Below are 20,503 nucleotides of genomic sequence, written 5' to 3'. Positions count from 1 at the left end.
GGAGAACCGTTTGTCCACAGGCTCGGGCCGCCTGTAGCCAAAATGTGCCGACGACCGAACAATCGGTAGGGAGGGCGTGCGGCGCGCTGCGCCGTGCGACCGGTCAAGCCCGTCCCAAAAGGAGGTGCTCGTCATGACGGTTCTGGAGCAGCCCGGCTCGTACCGACCCGCCCCGCCCCCTGCCTGGCAGCCCCGCACCGACCCCGCGCCGCTGCTGCCCGACGCGGAGCCGTACCGCCTGCTGGGCACCGACGCGGCGGCCGGGCTGGATCCCGCGCTGCTGAAGCGGCTGTACGGCCAGCTGGTCCGCGGCCGGAGGTACAACGGCCAGGCCACCGCCCTCACCCGGCAGGGCCGGCTGGCCGTGTATCCCTCGTCCACCGGACAGGAGGCGTGCCAGGTCGCCGCCGGGCTGGTCCTGGAGGAGCGCGACTGGCTCTTCCCCAGCTACCGCGACACCCTCGCGACCGTGGTCCGCGGGCTCGACCCCGTGCAGGCGCTCACGCTGCTGCGCGGCGACTGGCACACCGGATACGACCCGCACGAGCACCGGATCGCGCCCCTGTGCACCCCGCTGGCCACCCAGCTGCCGCATGCCGTGGGGCTCGCGCACGCCGCGCGGCTCAAGGGGGACGACGTGGTCGCGCTCGCCATGGTCGGTGACGGCGGCACCAGCGAGGGCGACTTCCACGAGGCCCTCAACTTCGCCGCCGTCTGGAAGGCACCCGTCGTCTTCTTCGTGCAGAACAACGGCTTCGCGATCTCGGTGCCCCTGGCGAAGCAGACCGCCGCACCCTCCTTCGCGCACAAGGCCGTCGGCTACGGCATGCCCGGCCGGCTGGTCGACGGCAATGACGCCGCGGCGGTCCACGAGGTCCTCTCCGAGGCCGTCCGCCGTGCCCGCGGCGGCGCGGGCCCCACCCTGGTCGAGGCCGTCACCTATCGCATCGACGCCCATACGAACGCGGACGACGCCACGCGCTACCGCGCCGACTCCGAGATCGAGGCCTGGCGCGCGCACGATCCGATCGACCTGCTGGAACGGGAGTTGACCGGCCGGAAGCTGATCGACGAGGCCGGAATGCGGGCGGAGCGGGAAGCCGCGGAGAGACTGGCCGCCGATCTGCGCGAGCGGATGAACCAGGACCCCGCGCTGGACCCCATGGACCTTTTCACCCATGTCTACGCCGAGCAGACGGCCCAACTGCGCGAGCAGGCCGACCGGTTGCGGGCCGAGCTCGCCGCCGCCGGGGAGTCCGCCACTCAGGAAGGGGCGCAGCGATGACCACCGCGGCCGTCAGGTCCGGCCACAAGCCCGCCACCATGGCGCAGGCGCTGGGCCGGGCACTGCGTGACGCCATGGCCGACGACCCGTCCGTCCACGTCCTCGGCGAGGACGTCGGCGCCCTGGGAGGCGTCTTCCGGGTCACCGACGGGCTGGCCAAGGAGTTCGGCGAGGACCGCTGCACGGACACCCCGCTGGCCGAGGCGGGCATTCTCGGGGCGGCCGTCGGGATGGCGATGTACGGGCTGCGTCCGGTGGTGGAGATGCAGTTCGACGCCTTCGCCTATCCCGCGTTCGAGCAGCTGATCAGCCATGTCTCCAGGATGCGGAACCGCACGCGCGGGGCCGTGCCGATGCCGGTCACGGTGCGGGTGCCGTACGGCGGCGGGATCGGCGGGGTCGAGCACCACAGCGATTCCTCCGAGGCGTATTACATGGCCACACCGGGTCTCCACGTGGTCGCCCCCGCGACCGTCGCCGACGCGTACGGACTGCTGCGCGCCGCGATCGCCTCCGACGACCCGGTGATCTTCCTGGAGCCCAAGCGGCTGTACTGGTCGAAGGACCACTGGGACGCCGCGCACCCCGAGACGGTGCCCGGCATCGGGCGCGCGGTCGTCCGGCGCCCCGGCTCGTCCGCGACGCTCATCACCTACGGGCCGTCCCTGCCGGTCTGTATGGAGGCGGCCGAGGCGGCGGTCGCGGAGGGGTGGGATCTCGAAGTCGTCGACCTCAGGTCGCTGGTGCCGTTCGACGAGGAGACCGTCTGCGCGTCCGTGCGGCGCACCGGAAGGGCCGTCGTCGTGCACGAGTCGGCCGGTTTCGGCGGTCCGGGCGGGGAGATCGCCGCGCGGGTCACGGAGCGGTGTTTCCACCATCTGGAGGCGCCGGTGCTGCGCGTCGCCGGGTTCGACATCCCCTATCCGCCGCCGATGCTGGAGCAGCACCATCTGCCCGGTGTGGACCGGGTGCTGGACGCGGTCGCGCGCTTGCAGTGGGAGTCGCAGTGGACGTCCGCGGGGCACGAGGGCGGTGCGCGCTGATGGCCGTGGTGCGCGAATTCAGGCTGCCGGATCTGGGCGAGGGGCTCACCGAGGCGGAGGTCGTCCGCTGGCTGGTGAGCGTGGGCGACGTGGTCGCCGTCGACCAGCCGGTGGTCGAGGTCGAGACGGCCAAGGCGATGGTCGAAGTGCCGTGTCCCTACGGGGGCGTGGTGACGGCCAGGTTCGGGGAGGAGGGAGCGGAGCTCCCGGTGGGGGCACCGCTGCTGACGGTGGCGGTGGGCGAGCCGGTGCCGATGAGAACGGCCGAGGGCGACGGGCCCGCCGGGGGCCGAACGCCCGACGGCTCGGGGAACGTCCTGGTCGGCTACGGCACCCAGGCCCCCGCGCCCCGGCGACGCCGTCTCCGTACGCCGGTCGCGGATGTGCGGAAGCCCCGGACGGAGACGGCACCCGTGGCGCCCGGGAAACCCGCGCCGGCCGCCAGGGCGGTGATCTCGCCGCTCGTCCGGAGGATCGCGCGTGAGCGGGGGCTGGACCTCGCCCAGGTGCGCGGCAGCGGGCCGGACGGCCTGATCCTGCGGGCCGACGTCGAGCGCGCCGCGACGGAGCCCCGGGGCGGGCGGGAGACGGCCCTTCGGGATGCCGGATCCCCCGTGGCCGAACGGCACCGGGAGCCGGGTGCGCAGCGCATACCGCTGCGTGGAGTGCGCGGCGCGGTCGCGGAGAAGCTCACCAGGAGCCGCCGGGAGATCCCGGACGCCACCTGCTGGGTGGACGCCGATGCCACCGAACTGCTCGCCGCGCGCCGGGCGATGAACGCGGGCGAGGGGCCCAAGGTCTCGCTGCTCGCCCTGCTGGCCCGGATCTGCACGTCGGCACTGGCGGAGTATCCGGAGCTGAACGCCACCGTGGACACCGGGGCCCAGGAGATCGTGCGGCTGCCCGGTGTGCATCTGGGGTTCGCCGTGCAGACCGCCCGCGGGCTCGCCGTCCCCGTCGTGCGGGACGCGCACACCCGCAACGCCGTCGCGTTGTCCACGGAGATGGCCCGGCTCGCCGAGGCGGCGCGGGCGGGCACACTGAGCCCGGCGGAGCTGACCGGAGGTACGTTCACGCTCAACAACTACGGGGTGTTCGGCGTCGACGGCTCCACGCCGATCATCAACTACCCGGAGGCGGCGATGCTCGGTGTGGGCCGGATAGCGCCGAAGCCGTGGGTGCGGGAGGGAGAGCTCGCGGTGCGGCAGGTGGTGCAGCTGTCCTTCACCTTCGACCACCGGGTCTGCGACGGGGGCACGGCGGGAGGCTTCCTGCGGTACGTGGCCGACTGCGTCGAGCGCCCGGCGGTGCTGCTGCGGTCCCTCTGAACGGCGGGCGGCAGCGCGCGAGCGGCCATACTCGGTGGGTGACTCCTTATGACGCCGTGGTGCTCGCCGGAGGTGCGGCCGGCCGACTGGGCGGTGCGGACAAGCCCGCCCTGAGCGTGGGCGGCCGCACGCTGCTGGACCGGGTCCTGGGCGCGTGTGCCGACGCCGGTGACACCGTCGTCGTGGGGCCGCGCCGCCCCACCGCACGGGCCGTGCGGTGGGCCCGCGAGCAGCCTCCCGGCGGTGGGCCGCTCGCCGCGCTCGCCGCCGGGCTCCGGCACACGGCTGCCGCGACCACGCTCGTGCTCTCCGCGGACCTGCCGTTCCTGCGCGCCGAGACCGTACGGTCGCTGCTCGCCGAGGTCGTCCGCGGCGGCTCCGGGGTGGAGGGGGTGCTGCTCGCCGATCCCGGCGGCCGTGACCAGCCGCTGGTCGCGGCCTACCGCACGGAGCCCCTCCGCCGTGAACTGGCGCTGCTGGCCACCGAGTACGGTTCGCTGTCCGGTCTCCCGCTGCGGCTGCTCACGGCGGAGCTGTCGCTCGGCCGCCTTCCGCACCCGGATGCCTCGTTCGACTGTGACACCTGGGAGGACGTCGCCGCCGCCCGCGCGCGCATCAGGGACGATGGGAGGGTGCTGGATGAATGGATCACCGCGGCCAAGGCCGAGCTCGGCATCGATCTCGATGTCGACACGACCGCCCTTCTGGATCTCGCGCGCGACGCCGCGCACGGTGTGGCCCGCCCTGCGGCGCCTCTGACGACGTTCCTGGTCGGCTACGCGGCCGCGCAGCGGGGCGGCGGCCCCGAAGCGGTCGCCGAGCTCACGCGGAAGGCGGTCGGCCTGGCCCAGCGCTGGGCCGAGGAGGCGGAGGGCCCCGGAGGGACCGCGCCGGCCGGCCGGTCAGGGGCGGCGCAGGGCGAGGCCGCGGGCGGGCAGGGGCATCAGCCCGGCGACAAGGCCGAAGAGTCGGAATGACCGACAAGGAAGCGGCGGATTCCGCGCTGGATCGGGCCGCCGACGAGGCGTTGGCACTGTTCGCCCGTGACCGACGGACCGGTGGTCACGACGACGACCCTGTCGGGCGATCGACCGCGAATCTCCCTGGGGACGAAGCTCCGGGTGCATATTTCCCCTTCGGTGAGATGCCGGTGGGAAGTGGCGTGGTCGGCGGTGGGCGAGGTGTCACTTCCGCGGATGGTCAGCGCGGCAACAGCGCCTCGGCGCACGCGTACGAGTTCCTGTTCGTCGACGACCCCTTCGACGTGCCCCTCGGCGAACCCGGTCCCTCCGCTTCCGCTTCGAGCTCCCCGGCTTCCCGCCCTCCCGACCGTTCCGCTTCCGGCGACTGCCCGGAGCCGACTTCCGAAGACGTACCTTCCCCGGGGCGCGCCGCCCCCTCCCCCGAGCCCTGCGACACTTCGCCGCACCCCCACCCGTCACACCGCTCCCCGTCCGGCACCGCCATGGCCGGCAACCGGTCCCCGCGGACTCCCTCCGCCGCTCCCTGGCCACGCGCCCACAGCATCGCCGCGCGCGCCGGTGAGCCGCTGCCCGCCGAGGAACGCCCCCTCGCCGACGCCCTGGGACAGGTGCTTGCGGAGCCCCTCGACGCCCTCACCGACCTCCCGTCCTTCGACACCTCCGCCATGGACGGCTGGGCGGTCTCCGGCCCCGGACCCTGGCGGCTGCCGCCGCCCCAGGACGACGCCGACGTCCTGGCCGGGGACGACAACTCCGGCTCCGCACCGCTCCGCGACGGCCACGCCGTCCGCATCGCGACCGGCGCACGCGTCCCTCCGGGGGCCACCGCCGTGCTGCGCAGCGAGCATGGCGACGTGACGGGCCAGGCCGAGCTGCACGCCACCCGCCGCGTCACCCATGGGCAGGACATCCGCCCCCGCGGCCAGGAATGCCGCCGCGGCGACCACCTGCTGCCCGAGGGCACACCCGTCAGCCCCGCCGTGGCGGGTCTGGCCGCCGCCGCGGGCTACGACCGGCTGCGCGTCACGCGCCGCCCCCGCGTCGAAGTCCTCGTCCTCGGCGACGAACTGCTCCTGGAGGGCCTGCCCCAGGGCGGCCGGATCCGGGACGCGCTCGGGCCCATGCTCGGCCCCTGGCTGGCCGCGCTCGGCGCCGAGGTGACCGCGACCCGGCGCCTCGGCGACGACGCCGACGTCCTGCACGACGCCGTCGCCGCGTCGGACGCCGACCTGGTGCTCACCACGGGCGGCACCGCCTCCGGCCCCGTCGACCACGTGCACCCCACGCTGCGCCGCGTCGGCGCCGAGCTGCTGGTCGACGGCGTCGCCGTACGGCCGGGCCACCCCATGCTGCTGGCCCGGCTCGCACCGGGCCGCCATCTGGTGGGCCTTCCCGGCAACCCCCTGGCCGCCGTCGCGGGCCTGCTGACGCTCGCCGAGCCGCTGCTGCGCGCACTCTCCGGCCGGCCGGCGCCGACCCGCACCCGGGTCACCCTCGCCGAGGCCGCACAGGGGCATCCCACGGACACCCGGCTGATGCCGGTGCTGCGGCTGCCCGGCGACCGCGTACGGCCTCTGGCCTTCCACGGACCCGCCATGCTGCGCGGCCTCGCGGCGGCGGACGCGCTGGCCGTCATTCCGCCCGGCGGCGCAGCGCAGGGCGACACGGTCGGCCTGCTGGGCGTTCCGTGGGCATCGGCCGCGGCGGTCTGACGGACCTCTGCCGCCGATCGCCCAGGGGCGGACCGCAGCCCGCTGATCGCCCGGGGAGCGGGCCTCAGCCGGCCTCGCTCGGCGCCACCGCCTGCTTGATGGTGATCACCCGGTCCGCGAGGTGGAGCGTCGCCGCTTCCGGGTCGGTGAAGTGGAGCAGCCGGTGGCCGCGTACGACCGCCACCACCAGGTCCTCGCAGTCGCGCGGTGAGCGGCCCGCCTCGGGCTTGGTGACCGGGCGTTCGACGACGTCCAGGCCGTTGCCGTACGTCAGGAGGTCCTCCAGGACCGTGCCGACGTTCGGGCTCATCATCGACATGCCGAGCAGCCGGCCCGCCGAGCTGGAGCTGGTCACGACCGTGTTGGCGCCGCTCTGCCGCAGCAGCGGCACGTTCTCGTCCTCCCGGACGGCCACCACGATCGTGGCCTGCTTGTTGAGCTGTCGCGCCGTCAGGGTGACCAGGGCGGCGGTGTCGTCCCGTTCGGTGCAGATCACGACCTGCGAGGCCCGCGGCAGCTCGGCGCGCTGGAGGGTCTCCGAACGGGTCGCGTCGCCCAGGACACCCACCAGTCCGTCGCTGGACGCCGCGTCCACGACCTTCTTCTGCGGGTCGACCACCACGATCTTGTCCTTGGGCTTGCCCTGGCCGACCAGGGTCTCGATCGCGTGGCGGCCCTTGGTGCCGTATCCGACGACGACGGTGTGATCTCGCATCCGCGACCTCCAGCGGTGGATGCGCACTTGCTGGCGCGTCCGTTCGGTCAAGACTTCCAGGGTCGTCCCGACCAGAATGATCAGGAACAACACGCGCAACGGCGTGACCACGAAGATATTCATCAGCCGCGCCCCGTCGCTCACGGGCGTGATGTCGCCGTAGCCCGTCGTCGACAGGGTGACGGTCGCGTAATAGGCGGAGTCCAGGAAGCCGACCGTGCCGTCGGCGTTGTCGTGGTAGCCCTCGCGGTCGACGTAGACCAGCAGCGTCGTGACACCGAGCACGACCAGCGCCATGATCAGCCGCCGCAGCACCTGCCGCAGCGGGGCGCTCACTTTCTGGACCGGCATCACGATGGAACGCCCGGCCTCCGCGTCGTCCTCGGCCTCGCTCCTGGTGCGGTGCCACAGCGAGCGGAGGAGCGAGAGCCGGGTGGGCGTCTTTCGGGAGTCCGGGCGCCCCGGGTTTGTTGCCATACGCCCCATGTTCCGGGATGGGCCGGGGGACCCGGGAGTAGCCTCGCGAGCATGCATGCGATCACCATCCCCCAGCCCGGCGGGCCCGAGGCCCTCGTCTGGGCCGAGGTCCCCGATCCCGTTCCCGGCAGCGGAGAGGTCCTGGTCGAGGTCGTGGCCAGCGCCGTCAACCGCGCCGACGTCGTGCAGCGGCAGGGCTTCTACGACCCGCCGCCCGGCGCCTCCCCCTACCCCGGCCTGGAGTGCTCCGGCCGGATCGCCGCGCTCGGCCCCGGCGTGAGCGGCTGGGCGGTCGGCGACGAGGTGTGCGCGCTGCTGGCGGGCGGCGGGTACGCCGAGAAGGTCTGTGTGCCGGTCGGCCAGTTGCTGCCCGTGCCCGAGGGCCTGGACCTGGTCACGGCGGCCGGGCTGCCCGAGGTCACCGCGACGGTCTGGTCCAACGTCTTCATGGTCGCGCACCTGCGCCCCGGCGAGACCCTGCTCGTCCACGGCGGCGGCAGCGGCATCGGGACGATGGCCGTGCAGCTGGCGAAGGCGGTCGGCGCGCGCGTCGCCGTCACCGCGGGCAGCCGCGACAAGCTGGAGCGCTGCCGCGAGCTGGGCGCGGACATCCTCATCGACTACCGCGAACAGGACTTCGTCGAGGAGCTCGCCAAGGTCACCGGTGGCGTCGGCGCGGACGTCATCCTCGACATCGTCGGAGCGAAGTACCTCGCGCGCAACGTGGACGCCCTCGCCGTCAACGGCCGGCTGGTCATCATCGGCCTCCAGGGCGGCCGCAAGGCCGAGTTGGACCTCGGCGCGCTGCTCACCAAGCGGGCCGCCGTGCTGGGCACGTCGCTGCGGGGCCGTCCGCTCGCGGAGAAGGCGGCGATCGTCGCGGCCGTACGGGAACACGTCTGGCCGCTGATCGCCGGAGGGCGCGTACGGCCCGTGGTCGACCGCACGCTGCCGCTCCGGGAGGCCGCCGAGGCGCACCGCATCCTGGAGGAGAGCACGCACGTCGGGAAGGTGCTGCTGACCACATGAGGGTCGGCCGCACGACGACCTGAGCCTGCGGCATTCAAGCGCGAGGGCCGTGGCAAACATGCCGATCGCGCATGGTCCGTGGCCGAGAAGCCCGCGGCCGCCCGGGACTTCGCCGCCCACCTCCGCCCGTCACCCACTCGGCCGCTCGTACGCGCCGGACTGCGGGGCGCGTGTGAGGCTGTTGGCGTGGGGCGGCGGCTCGGGCGGAGGGCGGCGGCGTGAACGGTGGAATACGGACGGCCTCCCGGGCCGCCTCGGTCGCGGCGGCGGTCGCGGCGGCCGTCATGGCGGCGGTCATAGGCCCGGCGTCCGGCGCGCAGTGCGCCGGACGCCCCGCTCCACCTCCTGTACGCCCCTCCGCCTCGCCCGCCGCCCGTCCCTCCCTGTTGCCCGCCCCGGTGCCCGGACCGACAGCCACCGGCAGAGCGCCCGGCGCCCCGCACGGCGTGACCGGAGAGATCCCGCACAGTGCGTTCAAGGGGGAACTCCCGCACAGCGCGTTCACGAACGTGCCGCACAGCAGGGCGAACCTCGCGCCCTCACCGCCGTTCGCCTATCCCTCCACCCCCTCGCCCGCCCCTCCGGGTGGTGACGGCCGGCTCGCCGGCAGCGACGCCGGTGAGGGGCGTACGCATCCGGGCCGGGCCACCGATCCGCCTCCCTCCGCGCCGGAAGCGTCCTCGGACGACGGGGAGGAGGGACCGGACGACGGGACGGCGTCCGGCGAGCCCGTGCCCGGCGGCTCCCCTTCCGCTTCCGCGACCGCGCCGGCGCGCGGACGGGCGGACGTGGCACGGCCACGGCGTCCGGGAGCGCGGACCGTGCCGGACGACGGGCGGGGCTCCGGGGCGGACGGGCGGAGCGGGGAGTCGACCGGCTACGGGGACCGGGTCATGCGAGTGCTGCCGCTGGGGACCGGGATGATGCTCACGGGCCTGGGACTGGGGTTCTTCGCGCTGAGGCTGCGGCGGGTCCGGTGAGGGTGCGCCCCGGGCAGAGGTTTCCCGGTCGCCGGACGGCCGGTGGTGCGGAAACCGGTTGAACGGCGCGCGTAGTGAAAAAGGGGCGCGCGGCAGGGCGTGTGGCACGGTGGATCAGGCGTGTACGGGGGCATCAACAGGGGGAAATCACATGTGCGAGAGAATGGCGGCATGGATATGCCGAGGAACGAACGGTCGCAAGAGAGCCCGCAGGTCCTGGTCGTAGGGCCCGACGGCATGGCTCTCGGCAGCGCCAGCCCCGGCGGCGGGGAGGGTGACGACGAGTCGCGCGAGGTCCCGGTGACGGAGATGGTCGAACAGCCCGCCAAGGTCATGCGCATCGGCAGCATGATCAAGCAACTGCTGGAGGAGGTCAGGGCCGCTCCTCTGGACGAGGCGAGCCGGGTGCGCCTCAAGGAGATCCACCACAGCTCCGTCAGGGAGCTGGAGGACGGGCTCGCGCCCGAGCTGGTGGAGGAGCTGGAGCGCCTGTCGCTCCCCTTCACCGACGAGACGATCCCCACCGAGGCCGAACTGCGGATCGCGCAGGCACAGTTGGTCGGCTGGCTGGAGGGTCTCTTCCACGGCATCCAGACCACGCTGTTCGCCCAGCAGATGGCGGCACGGGCGCAGTTGGAGCAGATGCGCAGGGCGCTCCCGCCCGGCATCCTCGGTGACGACGACGAGGACGGCCACCAGCACGGCGGTGCGCGCTCCGGCCCGTATCTGTAGATCCGGAGCCCGCCGTGCGGGCCCGCACCCCGCACGCACGTGTGCCCGGTACGCCTCTCAAGGGCGTACCGGGCACACGTGCACTGCGGCGGTCACGGCATTACGAGGCCGGGTCACCCGTCGACACGGTCAGCACGAACTCGTCGCTCGGCGACTTCGGGTCGAAGGGGTCGCCCTCCTTGGGCGTCTGGCTGAGCACCGTCCCCTTGCCCCAGGTGTTCTCGGGCTGCACGTCGACGCGGTACTTCCAGCCCGCTGCCTGGAGGCACGCCTTGACCGAGTCGACGTAGAAGTAGCTGAAGTTGGGCGCCGTCTTCTTCGTCTTGTCGTTGTAGTAGTCGTAGGCGTTGGTGCACTTCTGCTTGTCGATGGTCTTCGTCTTGTCGCCCTCTTTGTGCTGCGACTGCGTGCCACCGGTGCCGCCGCCCGAGGTGGACCCGCCCGCGGAGCCGCCGGAACCGGATCCGCCCACCGGGGCGGCCGTGACGGGCGACTGGGACTGCTTGCCGTTCGCCTGGTTGCCGGAGTCGTCGCTTTTGCCGTTCAGCGAGATCGCCGCGATCACGCCGATGACCGCGAGCACGGCGACGACGGCGGAGCCGATGAGCACCGGCTTGTTGCTCCTGCCACCACCGCTGCTCGGGGCCGGGGCGGGAGCGGAGTACGGCGGAGGGGTCCCCTGGCCGCTCTGACCGCCCTGGAAGGGCTGGGCGGGGGTCGGGTAGCCCACCGGGCCCGGCGGGGGCGTGGAGGGGCCGTAGCCGCCGCCGTACGGGCTCTGGGCGGGCGCCTGGTACGGCATCTGGACGCCCTGCGGGCCCGGCGCCGGTGCCTGCTGGTCGACCGGGGGGAAGACGGCGGAGCCCACGCCCGCGCCGCTGCGGGCCGGCGGGCCGCCCGCGACGATCATCGGCGAGGCCGCGGACTGGGCGGTGCCCACCACGCGCGCACACTCGTCGCGCATGGACTCGGCGCTCGGGAAGCGCTCGTTCGGGTTCTTCTTCAGCGCACGGGCCACCAGCGCGTCGACGGCCGGCGGGATCGAGCGGTTGATCGTGGACGGCGCGACCGGCTCCTCCTGGACGTGCGCGTACGCGATGGCCAGCGGGGAGTCCGCGTCGAAGGGCAGCCGCCCGGTCAGCAGCTCGAAGAGCATGATGCCGACCGAATAAAGGTCGGAGCGGGCGTCCACGCCGCGCCCGAGCGCCTGCTCGGGCGAGAGGTACTGCGGGGTGCCCACGACCATGCCGGTCTGCGTCATGGAGGTGACGCCGGACTGCATGGCGCGCGCGATGCCGAAGTCCATGACCTTGACCACGTTGCGCTTGGTCATCATCACGTTGCCGGGCTTGATGTCGCGGTGGACCAGGCCCATCTCGTGGCTGACCTCGAGGGCCGCCAGCACATCGGCGGTGATCTTCAGCGCCTTCTCGGCGGGCATGGCGCCGTACTGCCGGACGTCGGCGTCGAGCACCGAGCGCAGCGGCTGGCCCTCGACGTACTCCATGACGATGTACGGCATGGTCGACCCGTCCAGGTCGTCCTCGCCCGTATCGAATACCGAGACGATGTTGGTGTGTGTGAGCTTGGCGACGGCCTGGGCCTCGCGCCGGAACCGCTCGCGGAAGGACGCCTCGCGCCCGAGCTCCGTGTGCAGGGTCTTGATGGCGACCTGGCGGTCCAGAACGCTGTCGTAGGCCAGGTGCACGGAGGCCATGCCGCCCTCGCCGAGGAGGTCGCGCAGCTGGTACCGGCCACCGCCTACCGACCGGCCCGCATAGCGGCCTTGTGCGCCGTCCTGGCTCATTGTTCTGCTTCCCCCTTGGGCGCACTGCCTGCTGTACTGGTCCGGATCGGGCCGGCTCGTGGGTATATCCCGGCCAAGTCTGCCCGAGGGCGCGGGCACGTCAAGCCGCGTGCCCGTTCCGTGACGGGATGAGCGACAAGCCGTCACGAGATTTGCCTTGCTCACGCCCGTACAGGTTTGATAGCGCGTCCATCCCGGACCGGCGCGCGGCGCGGAGCCTGTAGCGTGCCTTAGCGGAAGACCGTTTTCCCCGCGCAGCGCCTCCCACGCGCAGCGGCCAGACACGACGGCGAGGACTGATGGCACAGACGCAGAGCGCCCAGGGTCCATCCGACCCTGACGCCAACGGGGGCGGTATGCCCGATGTGCCTGAAATGTGGGGTAACGGCGGGCTGGTCGGCGACGGCCGCTACCGCCTCACCCACCGACTCGGGCGCGGTGGCATGGCAGAGGTGTTCGCCGCCGAGGACGTAAGACTCGGCCGCACGGTCGCGGTGAAGCTGCTCCGCGCCGACCTCGCCGAGGACCCGGTCTCGAAGGCGCGCTTCACCCGCGAGGCACAGTCCGTGGCCGGGCTCAACCACCATGCGGTGGTCGCGGTTTACGACTCCGGCGAGGACGTCGTCGGCCGCAACGTCGTGCCGTACATCGTCATGGAGTTGGTTGAAGGTCGCACTATCCGCGACCTGTTGCTGAACGCCGAGGCTCCGCCGCCGGAGCAGGCGCTGATCATCGTCGCGGGTGTGCTGGAGGCGCTGGCCTACAGCCACCAGCACGGCATCGTGCACCGTGACATCAAGCCCGCCAACGTGATCATCACCAACAACGGCGCCGTCAAGGTCATGGACTTCGGCATCGCCCGTGCCCTGCACGGCGCGGCGTCCACCATGACGCAGACCGGCATGGTCATGGGCACCCCGCAGTACCTCTCGCCCGAGCAGGCGCTCGGCAAGACGGTCGACGCGCGCTCGGACCTCTACGCCACCGGCTGCCTGCTGTACGAACTGCTGGCACTCCGTCCGCCGTTCACCGGTGAGACCCCGCTGTCGGTGGTCTACCAGCACGTCCAGGACAATCCCGTACCGCCCTCGCAGGTCCTCGGCAGCGTGCCGCCGGAGCTCGACGGGCTGGTCATGCGCTCCCTCGCGAAGGACCCGGACGACCGGTTCCAGAGCGCGGAGGAGATGCGCGGGCTGGTGCAGTACGCGCTCCAGATGCTGCACGACGCGGGTGCCCACACGGGCGCCTGGGACACCGGCCCGGTCGCGCACGCCACCGCCGCCACCCAGGCCCTCGGCATGGGCGCCGGCATGGCGGGCACCACCGCCATGCCGCACCCGCTGCACGGCGACACCTCGCAGCAGCCGCTCATCCCGTCCCGCAACGGCGACGACGGCGGCTTCGACGGCTACAACGGCGGCCACGGCGGCCGGGGCCGGGGCGACGGTGGCGGCGGCAGGGGCAAGATGGTGCTGGTCGCCGTGCTCGCGGTGATCGCGATCGCGGTGGGCGTGGTCTACGCGGTGAATCAGAGCAAGTCGGGCGCCAGCAACGACACCAAGCAGACCGACAAGACGTCCACCGGCCCGTCCGCGCCCGGCACGCCTTCCAGTGGCGAGACCCCCAGCCAGCACAGCTCCCGTGGCGCCCAGCCCGGCGGGGACACCACCGGCGGTCGCGACCGGACCTCCGACTCGACGGGCGGCGGGAACGACGAGCCGACCGACCAGCCGACCCGGAACCACCGCACGAAGAACCCGACGACCGACCCGACGACCGGTCCCACGGGCAACCCGACGCCGCCGGTCGACCCGACGACCAAGCCGACGGACGACGGGAAGCCCCCGACCGAGCACCCGACGCCGCCGGGTACGACCACCGGCAACACCGTCCAGGGCAACCTGGGCGGCTGAGCGCACGGCACACCGACCGAGCCCGTTTCCCTCAGGGGGAGCGGGCTCAGTCCGTGAAGGCGTCGCGCACGGAGCCGTAGGCCCGCGTCCACCACACGGCCAGCGCCGCCGACGCGGGGAAGCCGGGGTCGGCGCGGTGGTCGCCGAGCTGATAGCGCCAGCGCAGCATCCAGAAGTCGTTGAGCCGCTCCCACCACACCCGGTGCACCGCGGCCGCCAGTTCGGCCGTACCGGCGCCGGAAGCACGCCGGTACGCGCGCGCGTAGGGACGTATCTTCGCGAGGTCCAGCGTGCCGTCGGGCCGCAGGAAGAAGATCACTGCGGCCCGTACGGCCTCCTCGGCGCGGGGCTGGACGCCCAGGCGGTCCCAGTCGATGATCGCCGCGGGCTCGCCGCCGCGGTAGAGGAGGTTGAGCGGGTGGAAGTCGCCGTGCACCCACCCGCGGGCGGGCGCGGCGGCCGGCCGGCGGTGCGCGTGGCGCTCCAGCAGGGCGCGGCGCTCGACGAGCCGGTGCTCGGCGAGCTCGTCGAAGGAGTCGCGGGGACTGCGCCGCACGAGCGCGAGGAGCTCCTCGATGAGGGCGTATGTGTCCTGCGGATCCGCCGAGGCGTCCTGACAGGCCCCCTCGGGCTCCCCGGAGGGGCGCTGGGGCCGCCGGAGCCCACCCCGGCCCCCCGGGCCCGCAGAAGCCCCACCAGGGCCCTTCTCGGGCCCGCCCGGGGCGTCGGAGGGCTCTTGCGGGCAGACCTTCGCCAGGCAGGTGTGCACCTGGCCCAGGAGCGTGCCCAGGCGGCGGGACTGGGTGCGGGTCAGTTCGCCGCCGTCGTGGTGGCGGCCCTCGACCCAGGGGTGCAGGGCGTAGCAGCGGCCGTCCAGGACGGTCACGGTGGAGCCGTCGGCGTCGGCGACCGGCGGGGCGACGGGCAGGCCGAGCGCGGCCAGCCGCAGGGTGACGCTGTGCTGGCGGGCGATGGCCGCGTGGTCGCCGTCGAGGTGGTGCTTGAGGAAGAAGGTCCCGCGCGTGGCGGTGAGGCGGTAACCGCGGTTGAGCAGGCCCTCGGTCAGGGGGACGCACGCCAGCGGCGTACCGGTGTTGCCGTACCGCCGCAGCAGGGCGTGCAGCGTGCCGTTGCCCGGCGCCTGAAGTCCGCCGTCCCCGCCGGTTCCGCTGTGAACGGTGGTGGCGGCGAGCGGGGAGACAAGTGAGCGCGGCACGCTCCAAATGTTAGATCAGGCGGAGTGCGCGACCTGTCGCGCGGGGACGCCTTCGAGGTGATGCAGAGTGATGAACTGCGGTTCGATGCACAGGTATTCGGGAATGAAGGGCGCGTCGTCCGCGGCGCGCGGGGGCCGGCCGAAGAGTTCCAGATCGACGGGCGACGGCGTGAAGAGCCGTGCGGTGCCCACGAATTGCACGGTCCAGACGTCCTCGTCGCCCTCGCGGCGATTGCTGAGATTGTCGGCGCCGTACGCGACGACGTTCCCGTCGCAGGCCTGGGCGTAGCCGAATCCGGCGTGCATCCGCAGGATCACCGAGCGGCCGGACACGATGTGCCGGGCGACGGTGACGAAGGGCAGCGCGCGCATGCTCACGGAGAGCCTGCCGTAGGGCATGCGGCCGAGCAGTTCGAGCGCTCGGTATTCGTCGTGTCCGTCGAGGGGCCCGGTGGGCGCGGTGAGCATGACACCACTGTGCCCGGTGGTGTCACCCGCCCCTAGGGGCACCCGGCCCTGTGCCGGGGGACGTTGGTCCCGAAACGGGGAAAACGGCGGTTTCAGCGCTTCTGGGCCTGCATGCGGGCCACATAGGCGGCCGCCTGGGAGCGCCGCTCCATGCCCAGCTTGGACAGCAGGCTGGAGACGTAGTTCTTGATGGTCTTCTCGGCGAGGTGCAGCCGCTCGCCGATGGCGCGGTTGGTCATCCCCTCGCCGATCAGGTCGAGGATGCGGCGCTCCTGGTCGGTCAGGTTCGCCATCCGGTCGTCGCCCTTGGGGTCCTTGCCGTCGCGCAGCCGCTCCAGCACCCGGGCGGTCGCCACCGGGTCGAGCAGGGATTTCCCGGCCGCCACGTCCCGTACGGCCGAGAGCAGCTCATTGCCACGGATCGCTTTCAGTACGTAACCGGACGCGCCCGCCATGATGGCGTCGAAGAGCGCCTCGTCATCCGCGAAGGAGGTGAGCATCAGGCATTTGATGTTCTGATCCTGGGAACGGATTTCCCGGCAGACTTCCACTCCGCTGCCATCCGGAAGGCGAACGTCCAGAACGGCGACGTCGGGCCGCGTCGCGGGAATGCGCACCAAGGCGTCCGCGGCCGTACCGGCCTCGCCCACGACCTCGATGTCCTCCTCCACGGAGAGCATCTCGTGCACCCCGCGGCGGACCACTTCGTGGTCGTCGAGCAGAAATACCGTGATTTTTCGTTGTTCGGGCACAGTCACAGTCTCACACACCAACTCTTCCCCTGCTCTTGTCCTCCGGGATAACGTGCGGTCGTTCCGGCAGCCCGCAGGGCTGTGCTCACAAGGACGTGACCAGGAGCGTTGTCCCGCTTTCTCGATTTACTTGGAAATCCAAGCAAAATTGCAGGTCAGGCGGGGTTTCGCAGGAATGCGGCCTTCTGGGTAACGTGCTTATTGCAGGCCTTTGGCCGGGGCACCTGTCACGCCCGGTTCCGGCCTCGGCACACCCACCCCGTGTGCCGTCGGGAACCGGGCGAGCATTCCCCTGCCTCACGGCGGGGGGACCCCCTCCGGCCACCGGCGACCCCGGGGGCCGGACAGACGGAGGAGCACACGTGACTGTGGACAGCACTGCCGCGCGCAAGCCGCGCCGGGGCAGCAGCAAGCGCGCCGGAGCCAAGGGCGGCGCGGCGCGGGCCGGCGAGCCCGAGCTCGTACAGCTGCTGACGCCGGAGGGCGAGCGGGTCGAGCACCCCGACTACTCCATCGACCTGACGCCCGAGGAACTCCGCGGCCTGTACCGGGACATGGTGCTGACCCGGCGGTTCGACGCCGAGGCGACCACCCTGCAGCGCCAGGGCGAACTGGGCCTGTGGGCCTCGCTGCTCGGCCAGGAGGCCGCGCAGATCGGTTCCGGCCGGGCCACCCGCCCGGACGACTACGTCTTCCCGACCTACCGCGAGCACGGCGTCGCCTGGTGCCGCGGGGTCGACCCCACCAACCTGCTCGGCATGTTCCGCGGTGTGAACCACGGCGGCTGGGACCCCAACGAGAACAACTTCCACCTCTACACGATCGTCATCGGCTCGCAGGCGCTGCACGCGACCGGTTACGCCATGGGGGTGGCCAAGGACGGCGCCGACTCCGCCGTGATCGCCTACTTCGGCGACGGCGCGTCCAGCCAGGGCGACGTGGCGGAGGCGTTCACCTTCTCGGCCGTCTACAACGCGCCGGTCGTCTTCTTCTGCCAGAACAACCAGTGGGCCATCTCCGAGCCGACCGAGAAGCAGACCCGCGTCCCGCTCTACCAGCGCGCGCAGGGCTACGGCTTCCCGGGCGTGCGGGTCGACGGCAACGACGTGCTCGCCGTGCTGGCGGTCACCAAGGCCGCCCTGGAGCGCGCCCGCACGGGCCAGGGGCCCACGCTGGTCGAGGCGTTCACGTACCGCATGGGTGCCCACACCACCTCCGACGACCCGACGAAGTACCGCCGGGACGAGGAGCGCGAGCTGTGGGAGGCGAAGGACCCGATCCTGCGGGTGCGGACCTACCTGGAGCGCGGGGGCCTCGCCGACGAGGCGTTCTTCACCGCCCTGGAGACCGAGTCCGACGCGCTCGCCAAGCGGGTGCGCGACGTCGTCCGGACCATGCCGGACCCCGACAACATGGCGATCTTCGAGCACATCTACGCCGACGGCCACGCGCTGGTCGACGAGGAGCGCGCCCAGTTCGCCGCCTACCAGGCTTCGTTCGCCGAGGAGAGCCACTGATGTCCGTCGAGAAGCTCTCCATCTCCAAGGCGATCAACGCCTCGCTGCGCACCGCCCTGGAGACCGACCCCAAGGTCCTGATCATGGGCGAGGACGTCGGCAAGCTCGGCGGTGTCTTCCGGGTCACCGACGGTCTGCAGAAGGACTTCGGCGAGGACCGGGTCATCGACACCCCGCTCGCCGAGTCCGGCATCGTGGGCACCGCGATCGGTCTGGCCCTGCGCGGCTACCGGCCGGTCGTGGAGATCCAGTTCGACGGTTTCGTCTTCCCCGCGTACGACCAGATCGTCACCCAGCTCGCCAAGATGCACGCCCGGGCGCTCGGCAAGATCAAGCTGCCGGTCGTCATCCGCATCCCCTACGGCGGTGCGATCGGCGCGGTGGAGCACCACAGCGAGTCGCCGGAGGCCCTCTTCGCGCACGTGGCGGGCCTGAAGGTGGTCTCCCCGTCGAACTCCTCGGACGCCTACTGGATGCTCCAGCAGGCCATCCAGAGCGACGACCCGGTCATCTACTTCGAGCCCAAGCGCCGCTACCACGACCGGTCCGAGGTCGACACCGAGGCGATCCCCGGGCCGCTGCACACCGCGCGCACCGTCCGCCCCGGCACGGACCTCACCCTCGCCGCCTACGGCCCGATGGTGAAGACCTGTCTGGAGGCCGCTTCGGCGGCCGCGGAAGAGGGCAGGTCCCTGGAGGTGCTGGACCTCCGGTCGATGTCGCCGATCGACTTCGACTCGATCCAGGCGTCCGTCGAGCGGACCCGCCGGCTGGTCGTCGTCCACGAGGCCCCGGTCTTCCTGGGCACGGGCGCGGAGATCGCAGCCCGGATCACCGAGCGTTGCTTCTACCACCTGGAGGCACCGGTGCTGCGGGTCGGCGGATATCACGCGCCGTACCCGCCGTCCCGGCTGGAGGACGAGTACCTTCCGGGACTGGACCGGGTGCTCGACGCCGTCGACCGCGCGCTGGCGTACTGAGGGGTTCGAGGAGAGTCGTGACCATGACTGCAAGCACCGCCAACGACCAGCGCTTCCGCGAGTTCAAGATGCCCGACGTGGGCGAGGGGCTCACCGAGGCCGAGATCCTCAAGTGGTACGTGAACGTCGGGGACACCGTCTCCGACGGCCAGGTGGTCTGTGAGGTGGAGACCGCCAAGGCCGCCGTCGAGCTGCCGATCCCCTTCGACGGCGTGGTGCACGAGCTGCGCTTCGGCGAGGGGACGACCGTCGACGTCGGCCAGGTGATCATTTCCGTGGACACCGACCCCGGGGCGGGGCCCGCTTCCGCCGCCGTCGCGGAGCAGGCGGCGGACGTCGCGCCCGCCGCGGCCGCCGAACCGGAGCCGTCCGGCCGGCAGGCCGTGCTGGTCGGCTACGGCGCCGCGCCGTCCTCGACCAAGCGCAGGGCGCGCAAGGCGCAGCCCGGCGTCCCGGCCCAGCCGGTGTCCGCGGCGATACAGGGCGAGCTGAACGGGCACGCGGCCGTGGTGGCCCCGGCTCCGGCTCAGGCTCCGGCCGTCCAGGAGGCGGGCAGCGGCGCCCGTCCGCTCGCCAAACCGCCCGTCCGCAAGCTCGCCAAGGACCTCGGGATCGACCTCGCCACCGTCGTGCCCACGGGTACGGACGGCGTGGTGACCCGCGAGGACGTGCGTGCCGCCGTGGACGCGCTGAAGGCTCCCGCCCAGGCGGTCACCGCCACCGGCGCCGTGGCGGAGGCGGCGCCGGTGACCGTGGTCGCGGGCGAGGGTGCCTACGCGAGCCGCGAGACGCGGATCCCCGTCAAGGGCGTCCGCAAGGCCACCGCCCAGGCGATGGTCGCGAGCGCCTTCACCGCGCCGCACGTCACGGAGTTCGTCACCGTCGACGTGACCCGCACGATGAAGCTCGTGCAGAAGCTCAAGGAAGACCCGGAGATGGCCGGGCTGCGGGTCAACCCGCTGCTGCTGGTCGCCAAGGCGCTGCTCGTGGCGATCAAGCGGAACCCGGACGTCAACGCGTCCTGGGACGAGGCCAACCAGGAGATCGTCCGCAAGGACTATGTGAACCTGGGCATCGCGGCCGCCACGCCGCGCGGCCTGATCGTGCCGAACATCAAGGACGCGGGCCTGAAGACCCTCCCCGAGCTGTCGACGGCCCTGAGCGAGCTCGTCTCCACCGCGCGCGAGGGGAGGACCAGCCCGGCGGACATGTCCGGCGGCACGGTCACCATCACCAACGTCGGCGTCTTCGGCATCGACACCGGCACGCCCATCCTCAACCCGGGCGAGTCCGCGATCCTGGCCTTCGGCGCCGTCAAGCTCCAGCCGTGGGTCCACAAGGGCAAGGTCAAGCCGCGCCACGTGACGACGCTCGCGCTGTCCTTCGACCACCGCCTGGTCGACGGCGAGCTCGGTTCGAAGGTCCTCGCCGACATCGCGGCCGTGCTGGAGAACCCGCAGCGCCTGATCACCTGGGGCTGATTTCCGGGGAAACCGGGGAAACCAGGGAAAACGGCCGCTCCGCAGAGACAGGTTGAAAAGAAAACCATCGAAGACAGAGGGCCCG

General features: G+C 72.4%; 17 protein-coding genes. 12 read left to right on the top strand and 5 right to left on the bottom strand.

Features of this window, described 5'->3' with window-relative positions; genetic code table 11:
* Window positions 1-133: 133 nt before the first annotated feature.
* From pdhA (DXZ73_RS21995) to DXZ73_RS21975, 5 genes are all read left to right on the top strand, one after another.
* Window positions 134-1,285 (top strand): pyruvate dehydrogenase (acetyl-transferring) E1 component subunit alpha, encoded by a 1,152-nt coding sequence (gene pdhA / locus DXZ73_RS21995; RefSeq protein WP_116212801.1) that lies wholly within the window; start codon window positions 134-136, stop codon window positions 1,283-1,285.
* Window positions 1,282-2,328, top strand: coding sequence for an alpha-ketoacid dehydrogenase subunit beta (locus DXZ73_RS21990; protein WP_116212800.1), 1,047 nt, complete (start codon window positions 1,282-1,284; stop codon window positions 2,326-2,328). The genes pdhA (DXZ73_RS21995) and DXZ73_RS21990 overlap by 4 nt, the downstream gene beginning before the upstream one ends.
* Entirely contained in the window at window positions 2,328-3,656 is a 1,329-nt protein-coding gene (locus DXZ73_RS21985; protein WP_116215765.1) for a dihydrolipoamide acetyltransferase family protein, read from the top strand. Before DXZ73_RS21990 ends, DXZ73_RS21985 begins: the two co-directional genes overlap by 1 nt.
* Window positions 3,657-3,694: 38 nt before the next feature.
* Complete coding sequence (locus tag DXZ73_RS21980) at window positions 3,695-4,633, top strand: NTP transferase domain-containing protein (protein WP_116212799.1); 939 nt, start codon at window positions 3,695-3,697, stop codon at window positions 4,631-4,633.
* Between the two features lie 167 nt (window positions 4,634-4,800).
* Window positions 4,801-6,351: a molybdopterin molybdotransferase MoeA gene (locus DXZ73_RS21975; RefSeq protein WP_116215764.1), complete on the top strand. Its 1,551-nt coding sequence runs from the start codon at window positions 4,801-4,803 to the stop codon at window positions 6,349-6,351.
* Between the two features lie 64 nt (window positions 6,352-6,415).
* Here the strand turns inward: DXZ73_RS21975 and DXZ73_RS21970 are convergent, their stop codons facing one another.
* Window positions 6,416-7,543, bottom strand: coding sequence for a potassium channel family protein (locus tag DXZ73_RS21970; RefSeq protein WP_116212798.1), 1,128 nt, complete (start codon window positions 7,541-7,543; stop codon window positions 6,416-6,418).
* 51 nt (window positions 7,544-7,594) lie between these two features.
* Between DXZ73_RS21970 and DXZ73_RS21965 the strand changes: the two genes are divergently transcribed.
* From DXZ73_RS21965 to DXZ73_RS21955, 3 genes are all read left to right on the top strand, one after another.
* Window positions 7,595-8,572 carry an NAD(P)H-quinone oxidoreductase gene (locus DXZ73_RS21965; protein ID WP_116212797.1) on the top strand — a complete coding sequence of 326 codons (978 nt, stop codon included), beginning with the start codon at window positions 7,595-7,597 and terminating at the stop codon, window positions 8,570-8,572.
* 218 nt (window positions 8,573-8,790) lie between these two features.
* On the top strand, window positions 8,791-9,552 hold the full coding sequence (locus DXZ73_RS21960) for a hypothetical protein (protein WP_162890282.1): 762 nt from the start codon (window positions 8,791-8,793) through the stop codon (window positions 9,550-9,552).
* Between the two features lie 171 nt (window positions 9,553-9,723).
* Entirely contained in the window at window positions 9,724-10,284 is a 561-nt protein-coding gene (locus DXZ73_RS21955; protein ID WP_116212795.1) for a bacterial proteasome activator family protein, read from the top strand.
* Window positions 10,285-10,384: 100 nt separating this feature from the next.
* Here the strand turns inward: DXZ73_RS21955 and DXZ73_RS21950 are convergent, their stop codons facing one another.
* Entirely contained in the window at window positions 10,385-12,091 is a 1,707-nt protein-coding gene (locus DXZ73_RS21950; RefSeq protein ID WP_116212794.1) for a protein kinase domain-containing protein, read from the bottom strand.
* A gap of 299 nt (window positions 12,092-12,390) precedes the next feature.
* Here DXZ73_RS21950 and DXZ73_RS21945 point away from each other — a divergent pair, with 299 nt between their 5' ends.
* The gene (locus DXZ73_RS21945) at window positions 12,391-14,004 is read left to right on the top strand and encodes a protein kinase domain-containing protein (protein ID WP_116212793.1); all 1,614 of its coding nucleotides are present in this window, start codon (window positions 12,391-12,393) and stop codon (window positions 14,002-14,004) included.
* A gap of 46 nt (window positions 14,005-14,050) precedes the next feature.
* Here the strand turns inward: DXZ73_RS21945 and DXZ73_RS21940 are convergent, their stop codons facing one another.
* The 3 genes from DXZ73_RS21940 to DXZ73_RS21930 all read right to left on the bottom strand — a co-directional run bounded on the left by DXZ73_RS21940 (window position 14,051) and on the right by DXZ73_RS21930 (window position 16,440).
* A complete protein-coding gene (locus tag DXZ73_RS21940; RefSeq protein WP_116212792.1) occupies window positions 14,051-15,220 on the bottom strand; it encodes a phosphotransferase in 1,170 nt (389 codons plus the stop codon).
* A gap of 15 nt (window positions 15,221-15,235) precedes the next feature.
* Entirely contained in the window at window positions 15,236-15,688 is a 453-nt protein-coding gene (locus DXZ73_RS21935; RefSeq protein WP_116212791.1) for a pyridoxamine 5'-phosphate oxidase family protein, read from the bottom strand.
* A gap of 92 nt (window positions 15,689-15,780) precedes the next feature.
* Window positions 15,781-16,440 carry a response regulator gene (locus DXZ73_RS21930; protein WP_116212790.1) on the bottom strand — a complete coding sequence of 220 codons (660 nt, stop codon included), beginning with the start codon at window positions 16,438-16,440 and terminating at the stop codon, window positions 15,781-15,783.
* Between the two features lie 362 nt (window positions 16,441-16,802).
* On the opposite strand from DXZ73_RS21930, the gene pdhA (DXZ73_RS21925) reads away from it, so the two are divergent.
* From pdhA (DXZ73_RS21925) to DXZ73_RS21915, 3 genes are read left to right on the top strand one after another with little or no spacing between them, the layout of a single operon-like run.
* Window positions 16,803-17,957 (top strand): pyruvate dehydrogenase (acetyl-transferring) E1 component subunit alpha, encoded by a 1,155-nt coding sequence (gene pdhA, locus DXZ73_RS21925; protein WP_116212789.1) that lies wholly within the window; start codon window positions 16,803-16,805, stop codon window positions 17,955-17,957.
* On the top strand, window positions 17,957-18,937 hold the full coding sequence (locus tag DXZ73_RS21920) for an alpha-ketoacid dehydrogenase subunit beta (RefSeq protein WP_116212788.1): 981 nt from the start codon (window positions 17,957-17,959) through the stop codon (window positions 18,935-18,937). The genes pdhA (DXZ73_RS21925) and DXZ73_RS21920 overlap by 1 nt, the downstream gene beginning before the upstream one ends.
* A gap of 23 nt (window positions 18,938-18,960) precedes the next feature.
* The gene (locus tag DXZ73_RS21915) at window positions 18,961-20,418 is read left to right on the top strand and encodes a dihydrolipoamide acetyltransferase family protein (protein WP_116212787.1); all 1,458 of its coding nucleotides are present in this window, start codon (window positions 18,961-18,963) and stop codon (window positions 20,416-20,418) included.
* Window positions 20,419-20,503: the final 85 nt, after the last annotated feature.

Origin of the sequence: Streptoverticillium olivoreticuli subsp. olivoreticuli (assembly GCF_003391135.1) — a bacterium.
Classification (GTDB): domain Bacteria; phylum Actinomycetota; class Actinomycetes; order Streptomycetales; family Streptomycetaceae; genus Streptomyces; species Streptomyces blastmyceticus.
The sequence above is the reverse complement of the archived record's forward strand: the minus strand, read 5'-3'. Positions and strand labels throughout refer to the sequence as shown.

Bases quoted from the DNA above. Each gene is read 5' to 3' on its own strand.
- DXZ73_RS21975 (WP_116215764.1), top strand. From the start codon at position 4,801: ATGCCGGTGGGAAGTGGCGTGGTCGGCGGTGGGCGAGGTGTCACTTCC.
- DXZ73_RS21920 (WP_116212788.1), top strand. From the start codon at position 17,957: ATGTCCGTCGAGAAGCTCTCCATCTCCAAGGCGATCAACGCCTCGCTG.
- DXZ73_RS21970 (WP_116212798.1), bottom strand. From the start codon at position 7,543: ATGGCAACAAACCCGGGGCGCCCGGACTCCCGAAAGACGCCCACCCGG.
- DXZ73_RS21935 (WP_116212791.1), bottom strand. From the start codon at position 15,688: ATGCTCACCGCGCCCACCGGGCCCCTCGACGGACACGACGAATACCGA.
- DXZ73_RS21985 (WP_116215765.1), top strand. From the start codon at position 2,328: ATGGCCGTGGTGCGCGAATTCAGGCTGCCGGATCTGGGCGAGGGGCTC.
- DXZ73_RS21965 (WP_116212797.1), top strand. From the start codon at position 7,595: ATGCATGCGATCACCATCCCCCAGCCCGGCGGGCCCGAGGCCCTCGTC.
- DXZ73_RS21945 (WP_116212793.1), top strand. From the start codon at position 12,391: ATGGCACAGACGCAGAGCGCCCAGGGTCCATCCGACCCTGACGCCAAC.
- DXZ73_RS21955 (WP_116212795.1), top strand. From the start codon at position 9,724: ATGGATATGCCGAGGAACGAACGGTCGCAAGAGAGCCCGCAGGTCCTG.
- DXZ73_RS21990 (WP_116212800.1), top strand. From the start codon at position 1,282: ATGACCACCGCGGCCGTCAGGTCCGGCCACAAGCCCGCCACCATGGCG.
- DXZ73_RS21915 (WP_116212787.1), top strand. From the start codon at position 18,961: ATGACTGCAAGCACCGCCAACGACCAGCGCTTCCGCGAGTTCAAGATG.
- pdhA (WP_116212801.1), top strand. From the start codon at position 134: ATGACGGTTCTGGAGCAGCCCGGCTCGTACCGACCCGCCCCGCCCCCT.
- DXZ73_RS21950 (WP_116212794.1), bottom strand. From the start codon at position 12,091: ATGAGCCAGGACGGCGCACAAGGCCGCTATGCGGGCCGGTCGGTAGGC.